21 protein-coding genes are annotated in these 23,280 nt (G+C 44.6%); 7 read left to right on the top strand and 14 right to left on the bottom strand.

Annotation, left to right across the window (positions count from 1 at the left end; all coding sequences use genetic code 11):
* Positions 1–36 precede the first annotated feature (36 nt).
* Positions 37–1,290 carry an ABC transporter substrate-binding protein gene (locus QWZ05_RS01370; RefSeq protein WP_264875662.1) on the top strand — a complete coding sequence of 418 codons (1,254 nt, stop codon included), beginning with the start codon at positions 37–39 and terminating at the stop codon, positions 1,288–1,290.
* A 101-nt stretch (positions 1,291–1,391) separates the two neighbouring features.
* Here QWZ05_RS01370 and QWZ05_RS01365 read toward each other — a convergent pair whose 3' ends face one another.
* Positions 1,392–1,820: a hypothetical protein gene (locus tag QWZ05_RS01365; protein WP_290296084.1), complete on the bottom strand. Its 429-nt coding sequence runs from the start codon at positions 1,818–1,820 to the stop codon at positions 1,392–1,394.
* A 295-nt stretch (positions 1,821–2,115) separates the two neighbouring features.
* Here QWZ05_RS01365 and QWZ05_RS01360 point away from each other — a divergent pair, with 295 nt between their 5' ends.
* Complete coding sequence (locus QWZ05_RS01360) at positions 2,116–3,519, top strand: Ig-like domain-containing protein (RefSeq protein WP_290296082.1); 1,404 nt, start codon at positions 2,116–2,118, stop codon at positions 3,517–3,519.
* Positions 3,520–3,742: 223 nt separating this feature from the next.
* A complete protein-coding gene (locus QWZ05_RS01355; protein ID WP_264875665.1) occupies positions 3,743–4,411 on the top strand; it encodes a hypothetical protein in 669 nt (222 codons plus the stop codon).
* Positions 4,412–4,465: 54 nt separating this feature from the next.
* Here the strand turns inward: QWZ05_RS01355 and QWZ05_RS01350 are convergent, their stop codons facing one another.
* The 9 genes from QWZ05_RS01350 to QWZ05_RS01310 form a co-directional block, all read right to left on the bottom strand.
* Positions 4,466–5,824, bottom strand: coding sequence for an RICIN domain-containing protein (locus tag QWZ05_RS01350; protein WP_290296081.1), 1,359 nt, complete (start codon positions 5,822–5,824; stop codon positions 4,466–4,468).
* A 197-nt stretch (positions 5,825–6,021) separates the two neighbouring features.
* A complete protein-coding gene (gene eno / locus QWZ05_RS01345; RefSeq protein ID WP_264875667.1) occupies positions 6,022–7,320 on the bottom strand; it encodes a phosphopyruvate hydratase in 1,299 nt (432 codons plus the stop codon).
* Entirely contained in the window at positions 7,317–8,294 is a 978-nt protein-coding gene (locus QWZ05_RS01340) for a phosphotransferase family protein (RefSeq protein ID WP_290296078.1), read from the bottom strand. Before QWZ05_RS01340 ends, eno begins: the two co-directional genes overlap by 4 nt.
* A gap of 9 nt (positions 8,295–8,303) precedes the next feature.
* Positions 8,304–9,782: an aldehyde dehydrogenase family protein gene (locus tag QWZ05_RS01335; protein ID WP_290296076.1), complete on the bottom strand. Its 1,479-nt coding sequence runs from the start codon at positions 9,780–9,782 to the stop codon at positions 8,304–8,306.
* A 25-nt stretch (positions 9,783–9,807) separates the two neighbouring features.
* Entirely contained in the window at positions 9,808–11,010 is a 1,203-nt protein-coding gene (locus QWZ05_RS01330) for an aldose epimerase family protein (RefSeq protein ID WP_290296074.1), read from the bottom strand.
* 81 nt (positions 11,011–11,091) lie between these two features.
* Positions 11,092–12,687, bottom strand: a complete 1,596-nt coding sequence (locus tag QWZ05_RS01325) for a solute:sodium symporter family transporter (protein WP_290296073.1) — start codon at positions 12,685–12,687, stop codon at positions 11,092–11,094.
* Positions 12,688–12,817: 130 nt separating this feature from the next.
* A complete protein-coding gene (locus QWZ05_RS01320) occupies positions 12,818–13,636 on the bottom strand; it encodes a class II fructose-bisphosphate aldolase (protein WP_290296071.1) in 819 nt (272 codons plus the stop codon).
* Positions 13,620–14,564, bottom strand: a complete 945-nt coding sequence (locus QWZ05_RS01315) for a carbohydrate kinase family protein (protein WP_290296069.1) — start codon at positions 14,562–14,564, stop codon at positions 13,620–13,622. Before QWZ05_RS01315 ends, QWZ05_RS01320 begins: the two co-directional genes overlap by 17 nt.
* On the bottom strand, positions 14,564–15,919 hold the full coding sequence (locus tag QWZ05_RS01310; RefSeq protein ID WP_290296067.1) for an L-fucose/L-arabinose isomerase family protein: 1,356 nt from the start codon (positions 15,917–15,919) through the stop codon (positions 14,564–14,566). Before QWZ05_RS01310 ends, QWZ05_RS01315 begins: the two co-directional genes overlap by 1 nt.
* 341 nt (positions 15,920–16,260) lie before the next feature.
* Here QWZ05_RS01310 and QWZ05_RS01305 point away from each other — a divergent pair, with 341 nt between their 5' ends.
* The 4 genes from QWZ05_RS01305 to QWZ05_RS01290 all read left to right on the top strand — a co-directional run bounded on the left by QWZ05_RS01305 (position 16,261) and on the right by QWZ05_RS01290 (position 19,853).
* Positions 16,261–17,115: a helix-turn-helix domain-containing protein gene (locus QWZ05_RS01305; protein ID WP_264875675.1), complete on the top strand. Its 855-nt coding sequence runs from the start codon at positions 16,261–16,263 to the stop codon at positions 17,113–17,115.
* 142 nt (positions 17,116–17,257) lie between these two features.
* Complete coding sequence (locus QWZ05_RS01300; RefSeq protein ID WP_290296064.1) at positions 17,258–18,610, top strand: MATE family efflux transporter; 1,353 nt, start codon at positions 17,258–17,260, stop codon at positions 18,608–18,610.
* A gap of 104 nt (positions 18,611–18,714) precedes the next feature.
* Positions 18,715–19,248, top strand: a complete 534-nt coding sequence (locus QWZ05_RS01295) for a dihydrofolate reductase family protein (RefSeq protein WP_264875677.1) — start codon at positions 18,715–18,717, stop codon at positions 19,246–19,248.
* An 80-nt stretch (positions 19,249–19,328) separates the two neighbouring features.
* Complete coding sequence (locus tag QWZ05_RS01290) at positions 19,329–19,853, top strand: ricin-type beta-trefoil lectin domain protein (protein WP_290296061.1); 525 nt, start codon at positions 19,329–19,331, stop codon at positions 19,851–19,853.
* 45 nt (positions 19,854–19,898) lie between these two features.
* On the opposite strand, the gene QWZ05_RS01285 is transcribed toward QWZ05_RS01290, so the two are convergent.
* The 4 genes from QWZ05_RS01285 to QWZ05_RS01270 form a co-directional block, all read right to left on the bottom strand.
* A complete protein-coding gene (locus QWZ05_RS01285) occupies positions 19,899–20,951 on the bottom strand; it encodes a DUF4382 domain-containing protein (RefSeq protein WP_264875679.1) in 1,053 nt (350 codons plus the stop codon).
* A gap of 124 nt (positions 20,952–21,075) precedes the next feature.
* Complete coding sequence (gloA2, locus tag QWZ05_RS01280; RefSeq protein WP_264875680.1) at positions 21,076–21,462, bottom strand: SMU1112c/YaeR family gloxylase I-like metalloprotein; 387 nt, start codon at positions 21,460–21,462, stop codon at positions 21,076–21,078.
* Between the two features lie 87 nt (positions 21,463–21,549).
* Complete coding sequence (locus tag QWZ05_RS01275) at positions 21,550–22,638, bottom strand: 3,6-anhydro-alpha-L-galactonate cycloisomerase (RefSeq protein WP_264875681.1); 1,089 nt, start codon at positions 22,636–22,638, stop codon at positions 21,550–21,552.
* Positions 22,639–22,652: 14 nt separating this feature from the next.
* Positions 22,653–23,273, bottom strand: coding sequence for a bifunctional 4-hydroxy-2-oxoglutarate aldolase/2-dehydro-3-deoxy-phosphogluconate aldolase (locus QWZ05_RS01270; RefSeq protein WP_264875682.1), 621 nt, complete (start codon positions 23,271–23,273; stop codon positions 22,653–22,655).
* Positions 23,274–23,280: the final 7 nt, after the last annotated feature.

The raw sequence follows: 23,280 nt of genomic DNA, 5'->3' as shown, positions 1-23,280 counted from the left end.
TATTTATCCAATAACGATTCAAGGAAAACTAATAACATGGAACTAAAAAAACTCTCTCTTGCCACTGCAATTACCGCTTGTTTACTTGCCACCAGCAACGTATCAGCAAAACAAATCGAACTTGAAGTCTCTAGCTGGAAAGGTGCTGGCGCTGAAGTCGCTAACTTCCCGTTAATCATCGAGCGATTCGAAAAAGCAAACCCTGATATCAAAGTAAAACTCAATTACATGGCTCGCAATGACATGGTGACGAGTATCCCTGCTCGCATGCAGGCAGGCTCGCCACCCGATGTTGTGATGGTTGACCGTGAGTTTATCCAACACTGGGGTGGCAATGGTCAGTTAATGCCGCTTAATGACCTTCCGTTTGTCGAACGTGTACAACCTAAACTGCAACCTTACCTTGGCCTTGATGAAACCGTTTATTACTCAATGCTCCAAGTTTCTGGTATGGGTGTATATGTGAATAACGACTTGTTTGAAGACGCAGGTATCAAAAGCTACCCACAAACCGTTGATGAGTTAGTTAAAGCTTGTACAGCGCTGAATGATAAAGGGATTCAGCCAATGCTTCTTGCGGCAAACAATGGTGGCTGGACGCCTTATGTCTACTTTTTGAGCATGGCACTGGCGGATGGCAATAACCCAGATTTGTCTCGTATGGACAAGTTTGTGAGTGGTGAAGCGAAGTTTGCCGACGATGCATCGATGAAAAATGCCTTTGAAGGCTTTAGAAAGATGATTGATGCCAAGTGCTTTAACCCAATGGTTTCAGCGGGTACCGACCCATGGTCAGTAGCGCTAACGACATTCCAATCTGGCCGTGTTGCTATGCTGCCACAGGGTATGTGGAACATTACTCCGTTCTCAAACGATTCACTTCCTGAGCATTTCTCTTTACACCCGTTCCCAGCAGTGAACGGCGATAAAGGTATTGTTATGGACTATAACGGCCCAGGTTGGGCGATTCCAAAAGATTCAGGTGAAGTGGAAGCGGCGAAGAAATGGATTGATTTCTGGATGAATGATGACAACCTAAAAGTCTATCTAGAAGCCGATACCGCGATAACGACTCTAGCAGGCGGTACTTCTGGCGTGCCTGAGTTAGCCAAACCTTATGAAGATGCTCGCTCTGCTGGACAACTGGTTACGTTTCCTGTCGGAAACATCCCTGCTGATTTGGGGGCTGATATGCCAAATGATATAACAGCATTTATGCTAAAACCTGATCAAGATTACACCAAGATCTTAGAACGTTGGGACCGTACGGTGGCTAAACATCTTAAGTAGTTGAGTAATCGAGTAATTAAGTAAGGCGCTGCTGGTCATAAACTTCAGCGCCAACATTAAATCAGGGCGAATGTCTTAACATTCGCCCTGATTTCTTATCGTTACTTCACTGGTTTGGCTGTGACAAACCGATACGCATTAAATGGCTGCCCTTGATATACCCCAACCACTTGAACCGATGTCATCGTCATCACATTCGCCAGAGCCTTGCCAGTGACTGTCAGCTGTGTCTGATCTTCAAACACACCAAAAGAGGCTTCATTGGGTATCACACCAGGTCCGGGGGTTACCTTTACGGCCAACTCCTCGATAGGATACTCTGCTTCGATCATAACATCATAAGAAAACTGCTTGTCTCTCAATTCCAATACACGTGGCGTTGATATTTTCATTCCCCCGGGTAAAGGAATTGGTCTACTAAATTTCATGTCACCACTTGCATGAAAGCGACCATCACTACAAGCGATCACTGGCACACTGAATGCCAGAGAAATTAATAGCAGCGCTCTAGTAGTTTTGTTTATTTTCATTAATAAGTTACACATCTATTTGGCATCTATAAACAGCCTATTTCCCACCTCATTAACATGGCAAACATTCACAAGAATCGCGAGTTCTTCGCAGAAAAACTTAGACTTACACCACAACAAAGGTTGACCAATATCGATCAAAATCGCACAAACAACAAACCAATATTGAGCATTGTTTATCCAAAGTGTTAAATCAATAGCGAGCAAACGTTCACTACTTATATTCATAACAAGGAAAATATATGCCCTACACAATGATATCTTTATTCATCGCTATGGGTACTTAAAAGAACGTGTGACCGATTACCTCCTTATCAATGATGGAAACGGACAATTTGAAATTACCCAAACGCATGGTGCACATGATGCTAACGACTCTGGTCATGGAGACATGGGGCAAGCCTTCGCTCTTACTCGAGATGGTAAAGTAGATCTACTCAACGGCAGCGAAGACGGTATCTGGTATCTATATAAAAACCAGACACAAAACGTTGGCAACCACTCTCTTGTCCACGTAGGTTACAGCCCATTACATAACATCGACCCGATGTCAGCCGTTGTTACTGTGACGACAGAAAGCAAGTCATACACGCGAAGAGTCGGGTCTGCGGGTGAAAATTTCTCACAGAGTTTGCTTAATACAGTTCATTTTGGCCTAGGTAAGAATCAAACTATTGAAGAAATCAAAGTGACTTGGCGTAATGGTGAGGTCGTTTATCTCAATGATGTCATGATAAACGAGCGAGTGTCTAGCGATGATGCAGATATGCCTGTTCCTGAGAGTATTAGCTTAGGTGCTGACGAACGTAAACTGCGCCCCGGAACCACCTATCAAATTGCGCCTTCATTCACACCACTCAATGCCAACCCTGTGGTCACTTTCCAGTCAAGCGATCCATCCGTTGCAAGCGTGTCTGATAGTGGACTCGTTACTGCGCTTGCAATAGGAGATACAGAAATTCTGGTTCAATCAAGCGTAGCAGAACAAGTATCATCTTCACTTCTTATACGCTCCGGTGATTTTGACCCTATCTATGCAACCGATATTTCTATCGTAAATGAGTCAGATACACTTTACGTAAGTCAAAGCACTGCACTTTCTGTAGAACTAACCTCGAGTGAGCCTGGAGAGTCCCCTGATGATAGCTCTGTGACATGGTCCTCGTCCGATAGCGCCACTGCCACTGTCTCGGTTGATGGTGTAGTCAACGCGCTCAAGGCGGGTACAGTCCAAATCACTGCAAGCGCAAATGGTGCTCACCAACCGGCCACCGTAACAGACAGTCTAAGCATCGATATAGAAGATTGGTTTGAAGCGAGCGTAACATTTGATGACAACAATAAATACATGGGGCCTGCGCTATGCACTAACCAGCCTTTAAGTGTTGTTGCTGACTATCATGCAGGCTCAGGCTCTACCGTAAATGGAAATGGCCTCACATTCCGTTTGAGACACATGGATGCGAGTTGGGGCTTGGTAAATGACTACGTCATTTCTCATTTACAATCCGCAGACACAACCTCTGGCAGTGCCGCGGTTATCTTTGACCTTACTAACCCACTAGTTGTCCCGACAGCTGACTTACCTGATGGGCACTTTCACTTTCTGTTTGTCGAGTTCGTCACAGATGAAGGCAAAAAGCACGAAAGAGGTATTGGATGGGCTCCAGGGGATATCAATATCGTCGAGTGTAATTAACGTATTAGTTAGAATCGCTGGATTAAGTATTATTTCAAAATCCAGCGAAAAAACTTCTGTATTGTAATGTAGGTGAAGAGCTAACCCTTTGGGTTAGCTCTTTTTTTATACACTCGCAACCAAAGACCACAACCTTTATAAGTTTAACTTGCACTCGTTCGGTAAAAATGATTATCTATGAATTCAATCGCTTAATATAAGGATGTAATATAGGCGCATGGGTTTGGCGATCTCTTTTCTCTATACTTCTTTTTCTGTTTTTTACTGTTTTTCAGAAAACACGCAGCGTAATCACTCTTTTTTAACGCTCTCTGCAACGCGCGTGTTTTGTTGGTTGCTACTTATCGTTGGTATCGAAGTCACAGCAGACCCAAGTTGGTACAAATGGCTAGTTCAACTCTCTTTCATATTCAATATTGTCGCTGAGTCATGTAATTTAATTCGACAACAAGAGCGGGCTGATACCGCTATGTTCTACTCCTTTTCGTTAGCTAGTGGGTCACGCACGGCTGCGCTGTGGTTTTTAATCATGGTAGATAAAACCAATGGAATAGAGCTCAGCGTTCCCGCTTTCGTTCTCTCGATTAGCATTTTGGCGTGGTTTTACCTTTACCCGACGTTCAAAGAGCGCCACAAAACTCTTAAGCTATACACCCTGACATTTTTCCTCCAAACTTGGGCGACATTAGATTTAGCCATTTATCATTCCGACGGCCCTCATACGATACTCCTCATTGCTACTATTGGTTATCTTGTCACGTTCGCTAAGTATTACCTGAAAGCATTTGTCAAAAAACAGAGACCTGTCAACGTCCATTGGGCATACTTTATCGCCAATGCTGTGATGGCTTTATCTACTGTTTTTATTGCTGTAGAACATACACACCTTTGATCGCAACAAAAAAGCCGAAGCTTGCGCTTCGGCTCACTCATAAAATCATGTTTATTACTGGACAAATTTCAAACGCTGATTATAACCGCCATCACACGACCATTGCTGAACGCATCCGCCATTACTACCTTTATTATCGGCAAGTTCCAGGCACTTACCTGTGGCTTTGTTGCGGATTTCAAATGTTTGGCTGCCTTTATCAAATAACGTCCAACGTTGATTCTCTTCTGCAGAATTACAAACATATTGCTGGATAACCGTGCCATCTTGCCACTGGTTATTGCTAGGTTTGAGCTCTAAACAAAGCTGACTGCGTTTTGATTTAATCAGATACTCCCCTTTGGTCACTTCATCAAACTCAAACTGCTGGTTCGCGTTCGATGTGTTACAAACCCATTGCTGATAGGTACTTCCGTTCCAAATAGCACCATCTTTAACGTCCAAACACAAATCACTGTGCACGAACTGAGTATTGGTATATCCCGACGGAACAACAACCTCTCCGTTGTCATCGCCTCCTACCGGTTTATAAACGCGAATCCAATCAACATACATTTTGTTTTTGCTATCATTTGCGAGATCTTCGTCCTTAGCAATAATGCCTGCTTCAGAGCGCCATGAATGATCTTCAGTGTCGAGAATGATGAACATCTCTTCGTCCATGTTATACGTCGACTTGTCTAAAATCGCCCCGGTATAATCCTTGTCCTTCATGATCACTTCTTCCCAAGACCCTTTCGGCGTTTCAATTCCGTTAATATAAAACGTCACCTCCGTTGGGCTCTTCCAATAAACGGCAAAGCGGTGAAAGCCATCACGCCAATAGGTACCCCACTGAGGTTCATTATGGGTTTGGTCATTAAAATCACTGCGTATCGTGTTGTCGTCATTACGGAAAAACACATGGAAGTTGGTCGACATATTTCTTGCAAACCACTCATCCTCTGCCCCACCGTAAACCTCTAACACATCAATTTCTCGCTCATCATTTTCACTTAATAGCCAAAAATTAGAAGATAGTTCGAGTCCGCTAACTTTGATGTTGGCTTCCAAGAAAATAGGATATTTGACCTTTGTTTTTGATGTCACCACGCCAGCGTTAACCATCTCAGTACCTTGTCGACGGGAGGCACTGATAATCAAATTGCCATCATCCACCCACGACTCATCACGTTGCCAATAGGTTAAGCCTGGCCCAGTCCAACCATGAAAATAGGTGTCATTCCATTTACTACTAAATTCATCCCCTTTACCGGTGTAGTTAAACGAATCTGAATACGCCTCCTGCAATTCCCACGATTGCCCATCATCTAATGGTGCAGGTATTGGAATATCTTGCCAATCATTGGCCATCAAGGAAGTGCTCATCAAGAAAATAGGCAGAAGTGGTAGGGATTTAGTCGTCGATTTCATTCTCATTCCTTTGTTTTTTTTTGAAGTGTAAGTGGTTACTCGCAAATAAAGATAGATCAAATATTAACCAATACACCAGAATTAGATTACCAAAATGAGATCTTTGGTTAACAAATAAATCTAATTACCCATTTCAAGATAAAAAAAACCAGCGATAATTTACCGCTGGCTATCAAAATCTAAGGTATTGATGGGCGTTAAGCGGGTTCTAGTTGTTTCAATTGTTGAAAGATTGAGCCACCAACAAACTCACTGTGACCTGATAACGCACGTTCAATACGAATCACTTCATTCCATTTCACCATTCGTTCACTGCGAGTAAACGAGCCCACCTTTAGCTGACCTGCATTGGTCGCTACAGCTAAATGACTGATAAATGCGTCTTCTGTCTCACCAGAGCGAGCTGATACAACAGGTAACCAACCTGCATTCTGAGTCACTTCGATCGCTTTTAGCGTCTCTGAGACAGTGCCAATCTGATTGAGTTTGATAAGCACGCTGTTGGCGAGCTTCTCCGTGATCCCTTGTTCGATCCGAGAGATATTGGTGGTAAATAAATCATCTCCGATAATTTGTATTCTATCACCCACCTTATGCGTGAAGGCCTTCCAAGCTGCAAAATCGGTATCCGCAAACGGATCTTCAATTGATAGCACTGGATAACGTTCACACCAATCCAGCATCAACGCTAAAAATTCTTTAGAAGTGTAACTCTTTCCATCGAGCGGTAAGTGGTATTGACCATCAGAGTAAAGGTCGCTTGCAGCGATATCGAGTGAAATTGAGACATCACGTCCTGGCTGATAACCCGCCTGCTGAATCGCTTCAACAACAAACTCAAAAATGGCTTCGTGACTATCAAACGTCGGCCAAAAGCCTCCCTCATCGGCAGCACCCGCTAGTAACCCTCGCTGTTTGAGCATACCTTCTGCAGTACGATAGATATTAGAAGTGACCTCAAGGGTCTCATTGTAGCTCTTAGCACCATTAACGATGATCAAAAAGTCTTGAATGTCTGTCCGCCACTGAGCATGCGCGCCGCCACCCACTAGCTGTATTTCTGGCAAAGGAAGCAAGTTGGCTGAACACGTTGGTGCGAGCGTCTTAAACAGTGGCAAGCCTTGAGCTTTGGCATTAGCATCGGCTATAGCCAGTGACACTGCCAGAATAGCATTCGCTCCCAGCCGGGATTTATTCGCCGTACCATCGACTTCACACATAATTTGGTCAAGCATGGCTTGTTGACTTACCTCCTTTCCAGCAAGCGCTGGTGCAAGTTCTGTCTTGATATTCGCAATTGCTTGATACACTGACTTCCCCTGAAAACGAGAAGCGTCGCCATCTCTTAGCTCAAGTGCCTCAAACTGCCCCGTTGAAGCCCCGGACGGGACAAGCCCAACACCGCATATGCCTGAATCAAGCTCTACCACTGCCTCAACGGTTGGAAGGCCTCGCGAGTCAAAAATTTGGTAGGCATCAACGTTTATAATTTTCATCGCTTATCACTCCTTAAATCTAGCGTTTCAATAAGACGTTCAATGGTTGTAAATTGATGTTTAAGCATAGGTTTTAGTGCCGACCTTACTTCTGATTTTTCTTCCGAAGAGAGATACTCTACGGGGGATTTACCATCCACTCTTGCCAGCATCATCGCCGCTGTCAGTTTTGCAACTTTAGACTCATCAACGGTTGTATAACGCTCAGCTCCTATTACTTGCTGATAGGTGTTCAAGAAAGTTTGAGCAGCCTGCACATACCGGCGATGGTTGAAATGAAGCGCTTTAAGCAACAAATGGTGAAGCATAAAGGCAACATCAAAGGCTGGATCGCCATACCAAGCCACCTCGCAATCAACGATTTTTATCTCATCTTCTGACACCAAAATATTCTTAGGGCTAAAATCACCATGTACCAAGCAGTGCTTAGTGGTGCTCACTTGCAAACACAAAGACTGCAGCTGCGTTTTCAGATCATTATGCTGACCTATCATCGATTCAAAATACGGTTCTAATCTGAGTTGATAGAAGTTTCTATCTGAATCAAATTGCGCCTCTACTTGTTTATCATGCCAACTCACAGCATGAATTTGACCGAGTGCTTCGCCGATACGTTGCGCGACACGTTCACGAACCTCTCCCTGCATCAGTTCTTTCTTCCAGTCTTTGAAACGCTCAGGAAAATACTCCATCGTAAACAAGCGCTCGCGTTCAAAAGAGTGGAGTATTTTCGGCACGTATTGAGGGAAACGCTCTCCTACATACTTTAGATAACGCTGCTCATATAGGTTTCGGCTTGTATCAGCAAACCACTCTTTTTCTACTTTGAGCTTTTCCAGTGCACGCTTGACGACTAAACAGCTTTTATCGTCTTCAACTAAATAGATCTCACAGCTCACCCCGCCAGTAAGCGGGGTGGCTGTGGCATGATCTTTTGAGACAACATTATGCTTTTTCAAGATGTCTAAAATCATGCCTTACCTCTATCGAATTGAAGCGACTGATTGATATCGCAAGTAGCCTTCAAACGTTGCTCGGCTATTCACACCACCACCGCAACCACTCTGATTACATGCACCATAATGCAAGCCATACTCAAATACATTGTGCGCATTAATCCAACTGTTTCCGGAAACTAAACGAGCGGCAATCTCTCTAGCTCTAGGCAAATCTGTTGTCCAAACACTATTTGCCAACCCATATGGATTACGATTTGCTCGTTCAATCACTTCATCTTCATCGGTAAACTTGAGTAGGAATGCTACTGGACCAAATATCTCCTCTTGCGCCCAAGGGTTATCGTCCTTACCTGCAAGCAATGTCGGCTGAATGAAGTACCCTTTGAGCAACTCGTCAGTAGTTACCCTGTCACCACCAGTGACAACTTCTGCACCTGCTGATTGCGCTTCAGCGATGCACTGCAGAACTTTACTCATCTGCTTATGAGTGCACATCGGCCCCATAACAGAGTCAGAATCCAATCCGTTGCCGATTGGGATCGCTTCAAACGCGGCTTTTGCTTTCGATACAAATTCATCATAGATAGATTCATGGATATACCAGCGAGACGCTGTGCAACAAACTTGCCCAGCATTCAAAGTTAACGCACCAGTAAGCCCTTCCACTGCACCGTCAATATCAGCATCTTTACACACGACAGCAGCGCCTTTTCCGCCGAGTTCTAACTTAGCTGGAACAAGATTACGTCCACACACCTCACCCACATGTTTGCCCACCTCTGTCGACCCCGTAAACGACATAAGCTTGATCTTAGGATGATTGATTAAAGCCTCACCAGCGATACTTCCTTGCCCTGTAACGATATTCACGACACCTTTAGGAAAGCCAGCCTCTTCACATAGCTTGGCAAGATACAATGTAGAAAGTGGGGTTTCGGATGCTGGCTTAATGACCACGGTATTTCCGGCCGCAAGCGCTGGTGCAATGCCCCATGCACATAGCGTTAAAGGGAAATTCCAAGGGAAAACGAATGCCGCCACGCCATATGGGCGTTTGATGGTTTGGCTGTCTGTAACTTCAAGACCTAGTTCAATTTCATACTCTGCCTCTTGTGCTACCTGAGCAAAATAGTCAAAACACTGTGCTCCAAACGGTACATCAAACCCCTGTGCTGCTGACACTGGCTTACCGACATCAATACACTCAAGGTCCGCGAGTACCTGAGTATCTCGATTGATCAGCTCTGCTAACTTGGTTAGCCTTAAAGCACGTTCAGCAGGTGATAGCGCCGCCCAAGCTGGAAAGGCACTATCTGCCACCATGACTGCAGAATCAACATCTTGTGCATCGGCTAAACACACTTGTGCTATTTGAGCGCCTGTTGCTGGGTTTTCGACTCCTAGCGTATGCTTGGTCGCTTTCCACTCACCATTGATGAGCATTGGCAGTGGTTTCTTTTCTAAAAACGCTAGCGTTGTAGGGTGTAACGATTGGATTGTCATAACAAACACTCCTTGTGTTATTGGATTAAGCTTGACGGCATGCCTTAAGTCCATGAAACGATAGGTCTAGCGTTTCTATGTGACTCTCAATGAGCAAGGCCAGCTCAGTTTCAGTTAATGAGATAGCAACCTCTGCGGGTAGCTTCATCAGCGAATTGATACAAAGAAAGGCAGCCGACGAAAAAGCAGGAAGGTGATGCATTGTCGGCTTGCCCAAAACAGTTGGGTTCTCTAAGCTCCAGTCATAACCTTTGCAGGAACCTCCTATAGAGCACTCCATTCCTAAGGCATAATTTCTATCGCAACCACCAGCATAATCTGCCCAAGGCTGCGCACCTCTGCCACCCGCATGAATCCAATAATTCATGAACGATGGCGACACTTGATTGGCCAACTGATTAAACGGAATGATGGTGACGTATATCAGCTGCATATATGGGTTGTAACACGCGGCCCACATACGACTCGGTGATGGTGTGGTAGCCGTAATAAAATCAGAGTGACCTGAGTAACCCGTCATTGTGGAACAATCAATGGTACGGTTATGTTGGCCCGGAGCCTGGTTAAGACTATTAAACCGACTACCCGAGCTTAACTGGGTTGTTTCGTCAAACTCTGTACCTTGTGGAGCCACCAAATATTCACTGCAGTTATCTAAGATGCGACATCCACGCTCAACAAAAGGAGCACCCAGCGTAGTATGCCAAGCAAGATTGATTGGAATACTCTCTGCATTGGGGTTTGTCACATCTAACACCATGTAGTGACTGTTGTCATTGTCCCTCACAAAATCGGTTTTTTGATATTCTAAGCCTTTGTATCCCCCTTCGAGCTTCCATTGCGCAAAGCTGTACTCGGTCACCTCATCATGCGTGCAGCGTGCAGATGTCAGTTGCCAATCTTGATTCGCAGTATCACCGTGTGTCGGGATGTCCTTATTACCACCACCAAATGCTGGAGCACAACAAAAAGTCCCCGCAGCTTGGCGCAGTAACTCTACCGACCAATAATCCAATTGCTCTTGCGAATGACAATCTAACTTGCCTGAGAAAGGCGATTTAAAGTGTGGCAACCAATGTGTGTTCACTCTGCTCGATGACAAACTATTGTCCAACTGAATAGAAAATTCGGGGGTCATCCCTCCAAATTTTTGCACAAATAGCGACACTTCATCGTTCTTCAGCCAGACGCCACCCTGCCCCAAATAACGGCCAATTTCTGCGTACATACTTTATCCTTAACTACATGACGGATGAGATATGGAAGAGCTGGCAACCACATCACACTATTCAAGCCAGCCCCAAGCTATTTATTGAGCAATACCTAGTGGAGAAAAAATGACATAAAGCGCCACTACACCAATACAAATCACACCAGCAAACTGCTTGGCATGCTTCCAAGGTGTTAGCTCTACTTCCTCTTTCTCTACTGGTTCATAAGCCTCTTTTTGTGGGAAAAAGTGACCAATCACCAACATCAATACAGCCGTCGCTAGGAACAAAATACCCGTTAGGTGTAAGAAATGGATGTCGGGTTTGAATACAAAGCTGGTCAATGCATAAGCCAACATAAAGACAACAATACCAATATTAGCCGCCATGGCTGGAACACGCTTAGTGACTAATCCAACCACAATCACGGTAAACATCGGGGCCATATAGAAACTATTGATGGTTTGGAAGTATTGGTAAAACCCCTCTGGAGCGTAATGAATAAAGGGCGCAACAAATATAGCGAACAAACCTACGCCCGCACCAAACATCTTTCCTGTACGAACTAAGTCTCTATCATTGGCGTTCTTATTAATTAGTGGCTTATAAACGTTCAAGGTAAACAAGGTTGATGTACTGTGCAGTACACTGTTGAATGAACTCAAAATGGCACCAAATAGAACAGCTGCGAAAAAACCAATCATTGGCGTTGGTAACACTTCACGAACCAGCATCGGATAGGCCACTTCACCATTGGGTAAATCTGGACCAAACATCGCATAAGCGATAATACCCGGAATCAACAAAAAGAAGGGTCCGAGCAACTTTAACATACCAGCCCAAAGAACCCCCTTCTGACCTTCGGCCAAGTTCTGTGCGCCCAATGCTCGCTGAATAATTGATTGGTTTGTACCCCAGTAGAAAAGATTAAGGATCAACATGCCGGTAAAAAAGGTCGAGAAAGGAACCGGGTCATCTTTACCACCTATTGCGTTGAGCTTTTCTGGGTGCTCTGTCATCAAGTGTTGGAAGCCTGCTATGACGCTACCATCACCCAATGCTGATAGACCAAATAGAGGGATCAATACCACGCCACCAATCAGCAAGCCGATACCATTGAATGTGTCTGAGTAAGCAATCGCTTTCAAGCCACCAAACACCGCATAGCAAGCACCAACCAGACCGATAGACACCACCATGATCCAGATACTGCCCCAGTAAGAGACGTCAAAAATACCCGATATATCAAAAATACCGCCGAGGGCAACCGAGCCGGTGTAGAGAATTGGGGGTAATAAATTCAGCACGTAACCAAATAGGAATAGGAAGGTACAGAAATACATCGTACTTTTACCAAATCGCCCTTCAATAAACTCGGGAATGGTTATGACACCTCCACTGAGATACTTTGGCAGAAGGTAGAGTGCAACTACAACTAGGGTCAATGCGGCACACACTTCCCACGCCATCGGGGTCATATTTGCGGTATAGCCTTGTGCGTTAAGACCAACAAGTTGCTCTGTTGATAGATTCGTTAGCATCAATGAAGATGCAATCAAGACGCCTGTTAAGCCTCTTCCAGCTAAGAAATAGGACGTAGCCGACTCTTGCTGACGTTTTTTACTTCGAACTTTATACCACGACCCGAGCGCAACAGCCCCAGTCACTAAAGCAAATGAGATTGGAATAATCATAGTAATTCCTTTGTTTTCACGTTATTGGATTCCACTGCGCTTCTTATGAGCACTAGTGGTTGAAAATCATCTCTTCACTGGTTTTTATGTTATTTAGCGCCACCTTAAGCGGCGCTTCTGTTGTTATTATTTAGTCCACCATTTCAAGATAGTTAGCCACTTCTTTTTCTACTTGCGGCAATATCTTTTTAATCGTAAATGGCGGATACGCATCTAAACCATCAAGTTGTATCTGTTGACCAAGGTTTTGCATATAAGCGGTATGGATTGCCGTCCCTACATTGATTTTGCTGATACCCATGGTGAGAGAACGGCGAATATCTTGTTCTGGAATTCCCGTTCCACCATGTAGAACCAACGGCACATCTACCGCTTTATGGATCTCAAGCAAACGGTCAAAGTTGATCTCTGGATTACCTTCATAATGACCGTGAGCCGTACCAATTCCGACGGCAATCATATCCACGCCCGTTTGCTCAGCCAGTTGCACAACATCAGAGACCGCAGCTAAGTAGTCATCACCATCCACGCCTCGACCACGAATTTTGCCGATCTCAGCCTCAACAACCACACCCTTAGCATGCGCATAATCAACCACTTGCTTGGTGAGCTTGATGTTATCTTCTAGCGGCATGTGTGAGCCGTCAAACATCACTGAATCAAAACCAACATCGACAGCTTGTAAGCACAAGGTGATGTCATCACAATGATCAAGATGCAGGTAGACTGGCACTGAATAGCGCTTTTTCATACAGGCTACGATGGCATGCAACACATCCAACCCAAGAGCATCCACCACCTTGGTGTACGCCATTAACATGACCGGAACATTTTTGCGCTCCGCCGCTTCACATATAGCCTGTACATCCCAGACATCATTGAAGTTATACCCAACCAAACACTCATCTGTTTTATGGTATTCAGCCAGCAGTTCAGATAACTTCTTCATAATATTCCCTTGTTATATCTACTTGTTCAAAATGACTAATGGCGCCGCTACTGCCATATTGCTGCACAACGGCTGCACCTGCTCGATTAGCAACTTTTACCGCTTGATAGACGTCATAACCACGAGAGATTGCGGCTAAAAAGCCACTGACGAAACCGTCACCAGCTCCGGTTGTGTCCACGACTTTACTGACGGGCTCACTTTCAACCCAGTAACTCTGAGTACCATCGTTCACGTAAGCGCCCTTAGCGCCTGCTTTGATAACGACAACACTGACACCTTTTTCGATGAAAAAGTCGGCACACTCCTCAATGGTCTCTTTTTCGGCGATCTGCTGCGCTTCATTTAACGTGGGCAGGAAGTACGTAAGTGAGGGCAATAAAGACGCTATCTTTGTTAACCAAAGCCCTTGTGAATCCCAACCGACGTCAAGCGAGGTAATTTTTCCCTGCTGTTTTGCTGTGTAAAAAAGCTCAGTTAATCCACTGTTCTCAAGCCCAGGCAGCAGATAGAAACCACTGGTGTGTAACATGTCTCGCGACATGACTTGAGCTACGTCGATATCATCCATAGTCAGCGCATCAACTGCACCACCTTGATATAGAAACACCCGCTCACCATCTTGCTGCACTAGAGCGATCGCGACTGCTGTTGGATGTTTCTTAGATACCGCTAATGTTTGAGTATCGATACCACGTCCTTGATACACGTCATGCAGATGATGACCAAACAAATCATCGCCCAACTTGGAGTGCAAACTGACATCCACACCCATCGCTGCAAGGTTAAGAGCTACATTTGCAGCATCGCCCCCCGGTTTAATATTGACGTTATCAACCAAGGTAACGTCCTGATGAAATTCGAAGGAGTCTAATGGGCCAACGATCAAGTCAGCCACGGCCATCCCGACACAAGCCACTGTTTTCATTATTGACCTCCAAACCCTGCGCTTTCTCCGCCATTACTCACGGGAATATCTTCGACACCCAACCAGTAGTTGAGTACTTTCAAGTCTTGAGCGAAGTGCCCACGACCCACGACCCAGTGATGGTCAAGCCCCTTATCCAAAATGGTTCCGACGACTTGTGCTGCACTAACGCCTGCTGGAACAACTTCACCATATGTACCTCGAAACTTCATGTCTGACTCGACAATCTCACCTTCAAAGGCCAACACCGTATCAATCGAAGGTGCTTGGTATTTCGCTATAGTGACTGGACCTGGTTCAACCAAGAACTCAAACAACATGCCCCAAGCGGTCTCTTCATCGTAGTTTTCCAAAATGCCGTGCTTACGACATTCAAAGCCCGCCCCTTGCTTGCGTAGACACGTCGCCGCAGAGCCATTGTGCCAAACCCCTAAGCGCTCACCATCAGACGAGAGATAGGAGATGTCAGACAGCATCGGCTGAGATAAGCCATGACGGAGCTCTTTAAACAGCAACATAGTGATCATTGCGCCCGTATCCGCTTCATCCGCGACAATAATGCCTTGGTCGTTCATTAATGCCATCGCACCGTCACCAGCAACGTTGAGGTGATCAAATAGTTCAGGCCAATTTTTGAAACTCACACCAAGGTAATCCCCTTCTCGAGCGACAACCATAAGAGCCAATGCCAAACGTATTGTGTCTTCTACTTGCTTATCTGGAACGTTATTTAGCTTGCAGTCAGGGTGACTCAAGATTAAACGCTTCACCTCTTGCACATCGTCGTCTTTAAACTCTGACATGCGAGAGGTGATATCGATTAGGTTCACTCGATCAAAGCCCAGTTCAAGCTTTTTCATGATCTCAAGTTCATTCACTTCGCAATCATAAAATCCAGGTACTCGGCTTGCGCCTGCAATCAGAGCTTTACGACCTTTGAGCTGCGATAATGTACGGCTAACTCGTGCAAAACGTTGTACTTCCGCTTCAACGCGCTCATCTTGCGGTGCACAGAACAGCCACTGATATTTCACATCGAGTGAATTCAAAATTCCTAATACAAAGTTCTGAGAACACAGACGATTGGCTTGAAGGTTTAGCCCATTGCCCATTGGCTCAGGCATCGCCAGGCTGAAAGTCGGGGTTTTGTGTTTTGACAGCCATGTACCTAATTGTGAAGCGACCTCACCTGTTGTATAAGCTGAATGGCACAACACCAACCCGTCGATGCCTCTATGAGCTGCGTCATCAAGAAACTGTTGTAGTTCGGTGTGATCTTGGAAAGGCTCTTGAGCAGCAATGAAGTCGTACTGCTCTTCTGGCAACATCTGACGAATTGACTCAGCGACCGACAATGTAGTCTCTCGCGCTAAATCCCAATTAAAGTGGATCTCAATTGCTACAGATACAAAGGCAATGCGCGTTTTTTTTGCGAGGTTTCTCAGCAGGAATCAGTGAAGCAATAAAATCAGTTGCGACACCCTCTAACGATATTTCAGATTTAATCATCTATCTGTCTCCATTTCGATTATGGTGACTAGCATAGAGGGTTATGGTGAACCAATCTGCGCAGATATTTGCGCAAAATGATCAGAAATTAGCATCACTTAAATTCGTGAAATGGATCACTTACCCTATTGATTTTTAGCCTTTATTCTATATCTAATTTAAGAGCAACAAGACTAGAGAGCCTCAAGTGAAAGCGACTGCAGAAACCATTACACGAAGAGAGCGCTCATTTACTGCTTACCAATTTGAATCGGCTGAATTTGAGCACCCCTACCACTTTCATCACGAAACAGAATTGGTGTTTATCACCAAAGGACACGGTAAAGTCTTAGTTGGAAACAGTACTGCAAACTTTTGTGAGGGCGATATATTCTTGATTGGTGCTGATGTACCTCACCGATTTACCTCATACAGTGCCAATGCTAAACACCCACTTTGTTCTTATGTTTTGCAGTTTACCCCTGATTGTTTCGGCAGTTTGTTTGTGGATACCCCCGAACTTTCACGTATCGCTCAAATGATCTCAGATTCACGTCACGGATTGGTCATACGATCTGCACCAACTTACCTATTCGATAGCATAAAAAACTTAATCGACAGTCAAGGGGTCTCCTCTGTTATTCAGTTTCTCTCTTTGCTCTCTGAAATCAGTAAGCTAGGCCAATGTGAATACCTTGCAAACCATACCGATACGCAAATCGAAGTCCAACCCAGCACGAAAATTTCAGCATCAATTGACTGGATGCAAAACAACTACCACCGTGAGTTTGACCTCGAAGCGATTGCAACGCGAACCAGTATGAATAAAAACGCTTTCTGTCGTGCCTTCAAAAACCACACTGGCCAATCACCAATGAGCTACATCACGCAAATTCGCTCTGAGGCTGCGGCAAAACTATTACTTGAAACAAAATTAGGTGTTGCCGATATCGGTTTTCGAGTCGGTTTTTCTACGGTGTCCAGTTTCAACCGAAATTTTCGGCAATATCACGGCACATCGCCGAGTGCATATCGAAAGATGACCGCTATTTTTGCTGATTAGTCATGATTTAAACTTCAAACTTTTGTGGATTAGCGCAAAGATTTTGCTCATTATTTAAACCACAATAGAGCCTAATTGGTTAACCACCAAGTCTAGTCTTCATTTCTCGGTTGACCTGATTCTATCTCGCGGGAAACTAAACATGTCTTCAAAATCTCAATCTCTTGATGGGAGAATGAATATTGTCGCCCTTACTTGGCCGATATTCATAGAAACACTGCTACGAAGCGCTCTTGGTATCACCGATGTATTCATGCTCTCTGGCTATTCAGATTTAGCCGTGTCTGCCGTCGGTGTGGTGTCGCAAATTGTCTTCTTCTTGATTGTCATTTCGTTGATGGTTAGTAGCGGAACAGGGATTCTAATTGCACAATATAATGGTGCCCAGCAACATGAAAAGTCGTCCCAAGTCGGACTAGCTAGCATGATACTAGGGTTAAGTGTTGGGATAGTATTGAGTCTAATGATGTTCTTCGGCGCCGAAGCTATTGTAGGCGTGTTTGGCCTTGAACCTGCCGTTGCGCAGATGGGGTTCGATTATTTTATTATCAGCGGTGTCTTCACCTTTAACTTAACTTTTAGTGTTGTATTAACCACCATCCTACGCAGCCATGGTTACTCTCGCTCACCGATGGTGATAAACCTAATTGCTGGTATTCTCAATATCATCGGTAACTATATTGCCCTTTACCAGCCTTTTGGGCTTCCGGTCTACGGTATCACCGGTGTCGCTATCGCTACAGTGTTTAGTCAAATCGTCACCACAGTCCTATTGATAGTGATTCTAAAACGCAGTGATATTCACTTTCCTTATAAAGATTGGCTGCGAATTCCGAAATCTATTTATCGTCAGATATTGCGAATTGGCGTAATGAATGGCGGCGAGATTCTCTCTTACAACCTATCGCAGATCGCTTTAGTCTATATCGTAGTGCAACTAGGAACGTCTTCACTAGCCGCCTATACCTATGCGCAAAATATCACGCGTGTGACTTTCACTTTTGCACTCGCGTTAGGCCAAGCGACACAAATTCAAACGAGCTACTTCGTAGGTAAGCAATGGCTCGATGAGATTTTCACTCGCGTGCATAGATACTACTTTGTAGGGCTCGCCACCTCGTTAGCTGCGGTAAGTATGGTCATACTATTAAAAGAACCCATTATTCGTCTCTTTACTGAAGACCCAGAAATCACCGCTTTGTTAGCTACGCTACTCATCGCCTCTTTGCTTATTGAGGCAGGCCGTGTTGGCAATCTCATTTTTATTTCTGCACTAAAAGGAGCGGGAGATATTAACTTTACTGTCAAAATTGCCATACTTGTCATGTGGGGTGTGTCGGTTTCCTTAGGCTACTTATTAGGGCTGCATTGGGGTATTGGCGTTCTCGGTGTATGGTTAGCCATTGCCGCAGACGAGTGGGTCCGTAGCTGTATCATGTTTGTTCGCTGGCGTTCAATGCACTGGAAGCGTTTCTCGTTAGTGTCGACGTCTTAAGCGAGAAGAGCATAAATGAAAAGCGTCGCAATACACCTTGCACAAACTATCGAGTTAACGATAATGCTCGTCCCTTAGACCGGTCTTGAATACGGAACAAAAAAATGTCAAACATCGTTTATATCGCCACTAGCCTTGATGGGTATATTGCAGATAAAGAGAACAATCTTGATTGGCTGCACGACCTCCCAAACCCTGAATGTTCAGATATGGGTTTCGCTGAGTTTATGGCAACCATTGACGCTTTAGTCATGGGAAAAAACACACTAGATATTGTTCTGGGCTTTGATATCGATTGGCCTTATAGCAAGCCTGTTTATGTTCTGAGTAATACCATGACACAAGTGCCGAAAGGTTACGAAGATAAGGTATTTCTCGTCAAAGGAGAGCTTAAACAAGTCATTTCCGATCTCAATGCAAAAGGCCTAAATAATCTCTATATCGACGGTGGGAAAACGGTACAGAGCTTCCTCAAAGAAGATTTAATTGATGAAATGATTATCACCACCATTCCTGTACTGCTCGGGGGCGGCATTCCGCTCTTTGGTGACCTTGCACAACCTTTAAAGTTTAAGCACGTTAAAGCGGAAAGATTGCTAGACTGTATCGTAAAAAATCATTACATCAGAACACGATAGGCACTTTTCCCAGCAGAACTCATCTTGTTTTCTATACTGTTATTACTGCACCGGAACGAACAAAAATAGGATGAGTTTCCATGAGCAAAATACTCGCTCTCGTCATACTTGTGACATCAGCCCTGTCTCACTCTGTGAGCGGCAAAGATGTTGAGATCATGCTAGCAGATAACCTTGATGGTTATTTAGATGGCTATTGTCTCGATATTGTTGGCAATGGAAACCACATTACCCCTGATAAAGGCCTTCAAGTACACACCTGCTATCGCTATCAAGGCTCTATCGGTGATGACCAAGCCTTTGACGATACTAAATTCGCTGAGCATCAGCTCTATCTTTCTAAGTTAGATGTATGCGTTCAAGCCACCGAACTAGACAGTCGCTCACCCGTAGAGCTTGCTGAGTGTAGTGATTCTGAGTTACAGCGCTTTGAGTTTAATCCCGATGGCACCATTCGTTCTGCATTTGATACACAATTATGCCTTACTGCAGGGCTGGAAACGAAACGTGGTCGAGGGGGCACGTCAGATCATCAAATAAAAGCCCTGACTTTGCATAAATGCAGTGAAGCTAAAGAGATATTTCAAGTTTGGACAACTCGTTGAAATTATTGAGCCGCTTGAGAAAACGGCTCAAAAGAACATGTTTAATTACAAGATAGGCGTTATGTTGAAATTTGTACGCTCGCCCGCAACCACGTCAAGTGGTACGTAATTCTGGTAAATTAAAAAACCATCTTCAGAGGTCTGATGGGTTTCTGGATCATCGTTGTATGCCGTACAGGTATAGCCCAAGCTATAGGTTCCAGGTCCAATAAAGCCAAACTCATAGTTGTACACTACTTCATCAGCCTGATTTTCTTGCATTCTCACGTTCGCAACTGCAACAGGGTCGTTAAAAGGCTCTGGAGCAGCCATGTCTCCCATTGTCGTGCGATCCATTTCACCAGCATACAAGTACACAGCATGAACTGCTGGAGCATCTGTAATTGCATTCCATGGTGCACTATCCGCTTCACATGCTTGATATTGAGTGAAATCAACTTCTCCACTAATGTGACCAGAGTCCGAAGCATTAATCAGTTCAATCGCATTACGCTGCATCTTGATATGATCCTGACCTTTTGGATCAGTCAATCCTTTACGAAGATCAAATTCAACCACAAAGCTATTATATCCAGTCATGATTTCAATCGGCTGGCTGTTTTTGGCAAGTACCAAGGTGCCCTGCTCTTTATTAGGGCCTTGATTGTTATCTGGTTTGTACCCATAACAAGCACCTTGGTTGCCTACGACTAAACCAGTCGCTGCACCATCTGTTTGCTCAACATAAGATGTTGAATCATCGTTTCCTTGATAATTGTTCTTTACGTACATACAAAGTGCGTAAGTTCCAGGTACGACCTCTCGCTCACTAATTATTGTTTCTGCATTACTTCCTTGGTATTGCATCAGATCAATTTGGCGCAGTTCACCATCTTCACTGGTATTGAAAACAATAGGTTCTCCCATGCTAGCTTCAGTATCACCTGTTGGGATCAGAACCACCTCATCAAAAGCCACAACGACTTTCTTCGCATCATCAACAGGGGCATCAGATACAGCCAATGAGAACATACCCAGTGTCGGCGCAGAATCTGAACTATCATTACACCCCGCAAGCAAGACAAGAGCTGAACCCACTGCTACAAGTTTTGTATTCATTTATAATATTTCCATCGGATAGAGATAAACGCCGCACAGTCTATATATCGAATGTCAGTCTATCGTCAGTTGGTTGTGCGATGATTGCTGTTTTTCACTCATCAAACAGAACATGGGATGGGTGTCACACTTGATAAAGCTCTAGAGGTAGATCATCAGGATCTTTAAAAAAGGTGAAGTGTTTCCCAGTATATTCATCGACACGAATGGCTTCGACCTCTACCCCTCTGCCCTTTAAGTATTGGGCGTATTTCTCAAGAGAATGAACGCGAAAAGCCAAATGACGTAACCCCTGCGCTTCAGGGCCACTCACTCTGGCTGGCGGGTTAGGAAATGAGAACAGTTCAATCTGTGAACCGTCAGGTAACTGCAAATCTAACTTATAAGAGTTACGTTCTTCACGGCAATGTTCCGCCAGCACCTTTAGCCCAAGCACATCACAGTAAAACGATTTAGATTTTGCGTAGTCAGAACAGATTATCGCCGCGTGGTGGATGCCTAATAGTTTCATAGATTCAAATTCAAATTCAAATAAGTTATTGCCTGATTGAAACACAAAACCCCTCAAAAGAGGGGTTTAGATTCGAATTCTGCGTGTCTACACTTCGTACTGTGCAATCTTGTCCCAATCGAACTCGACCCCAACCCCCGGCTCATCAGAGGCTACAGCTCGGTAGTTTTCTACCACGAGAGGACGCTTGGTGTACTCATCAATCGGGAAGCTATGCACCTCGAGCCAACCTGTATCAAACGCCGACACTAGGCTTACGTGTAGCTCTTGCATTCCGTGAGTACACACTGGGATATTATGTTCTGTAATCAAGTCCGCCGCTTTCAACCAACCGGTAATACCACCGCAGTTTGAGGCATCTGGTTGGCAGTAGCCAAGCTTTGCTTGGTCCATCGCATAGCCAAACTCATGAATTGTGTGAAGGTTTTCACCCATCGCCAACGGAATCGACGTGTTATCGGCAATCTCAGCAAAACCTTTGTAGTCATCTGGCAATGTTGGCTCTTCAAACCACGTGATGTCATATTGCTCTACCGCTTTTGACAGTTTAATCGCCTGTTCTACTGTCAACGAATAGTTGGCATCAATCATGAAGGTGATGTCTGGGCCAATCAGCTCGCGAACCGCCTTAATGCGGTCAATATCTTCTTGCATATTTTCGCGACCAATCTTGATCTTAACAGCATTGAAGCCACTCTCAAGATAACCACGAATATTATTTAGCAATTTCTCAAGTGGGAACTGCAGGTCGATACCACCGCAATACGCTTTACAGGTATTGTTTTTTCCACCAGCCATTTTCCATAACGGCAAGCCTTCTCGTTTACCTTTTAGATCCCAAAGCGCAATGTCTACCGCAGACATCGCAAATGTAGAGATACCGCCACGCCCTACGTAGTGAATATGCCACTCCATAAAGTCATAGATCTCTTCAATTTGCGTCGCATCTTTACCTATCAATGCTGGCTGAATATCGTGCTCAAGCATTGCTTTGATGGAATAACCGCCTTTACCACCTGTGTACGTATAGCCTGTACCTTGAGAGCCATCTTCCAGCGTGACTGTCGTGGTAATCAATTCAAAGTGGTCATGATCACCGTGCTTAGCATCAGACAAAATTTCTTTTAACGGGATCTTAAACAGTCTTGTTTTAATGTCTTTAATTGTTGTTTTCATTGTAAGTACCTACTCTATACTGCCGCGACAATCTCTCTGACCAAACGGCCAATTTCATCCCAAGCTGCGTCATTGACTAATGACTTATCGACCATCCAAGTCCCCCCACACGCCAGTACAGCTGGGAGTGCAAGGTAGTCATGAATGTTGTTTTGATTGATACCGCCAGTTGGCATCACCTTGATTTGCTGATAAGGGCCAAGCAGAGACTTAAGCATCGCTAGACCACCCGATGCCTCTGCTGGGAAGAATTTAACTGTATCAACACCAAGCTCCAAAGCCTGCTCAACCAAAGATGGGCTATTAACGCCTGGGACGATGGTTATTTTATGTTTTTGACACGCTTTTACTGTGCTCGGGTTCAAACCTGGAGAAACGATGAAGTCTGCCCCAGCTTGTTTAGCTTCAATAACTTGAACTTCGTTCAATACCGTGCCCGCACCGATTAAAATATCTGGATGTGCATTGCGCAGTAGGCGTATCGCTTCTGCCGCAGCCTCTGAGCGAAAAGTAATTTCTGCTACTGGTAAACCATTTTCAACCAGAGCCTTTCCTAACGGTAAAATATCTTGCGCGTTATCTATCGCAATAACTGGCACAACTTTCAGTTCAGCTAGGCGTTGATTAAGATCCATTTCTTTG

It is taken from the genome of Vibrio agarivorans (assembly GCF_030409635.1).
In the GTDB taxonomy this organism is placed as follows: Bacteria; Pseudomonadota; Gammaproteobacteria; order Enterobacterales; family Vibrionaceae; genus Vibrio; species Vibrio agarivorans.
This window is presented reverse-complemented; position numbering and strand designations above follow the sequence as displayed.